The organism is Streptomyces sp. SID12501 (assembly GCF_010550245.1).
Taxonomy (GTDB): Bacteria; Actinomycetota; Actinomycetes; order Streptomycetales; family Streptomycetaceae; genus Streptomyces.
The window spans coordinates 1-386 of record NZ_JAAGLU010000546.1 but is presented as its reverse complement, the minus strand read 5'-3'; the positions used below and the strand labels follow the sequence as shown (position 1 = coordinate 386).

The window sequence follows — 386 nt, the reverse complement described above, 5'->3', positions numbered from 1 at the left end:
TACGGCCGCGACACGTTGGTCGGGTAGTTGAAGTCGATCGTGAGGTCGGACTTCCCGGCCTCCGCGAGCAGCGCCTTCGCCTTCTCGGGGTCGTACGCGTACTGCGCGACGTCGGGGTTCCAGCCCGCGACCGACGGCGGCACGAAGTTCGTCGCGACCTCCGTGCCCTCGGGCAGCGTCTGCGCGACGAGCGCCTCCTTGTCGATGGCGTACGCGATGGCCTGGCGCACGCGCGGGTCGGCGAGGTCGGGGTTCGCCTGGTTCATGCCGAGGTAGAGGATGTTGAACGGCTCGCGGTTGACGATCTGGAACCCGGCGTCCTCGAGCGCCTGGCGACCGACCGGCCCCCGGAGCAGCGCGACGAACGCGGCGGCGGCCCGCGGGTG

The 386-nt window shown here is 71.2% G+C and carries 1 protein-coding gene; it reads right to left on the bottom strand.

The genetic code is table 11. From position 1 onward, the window contains the following. Window positions 1–386, bottom strand: a 386-nt coding sequence (locus G3I71_RS47210) for an ABC transporter substrate-binding protein (protein WP_239149807.1), incomplete at both ends; no start/stop codon positions are given.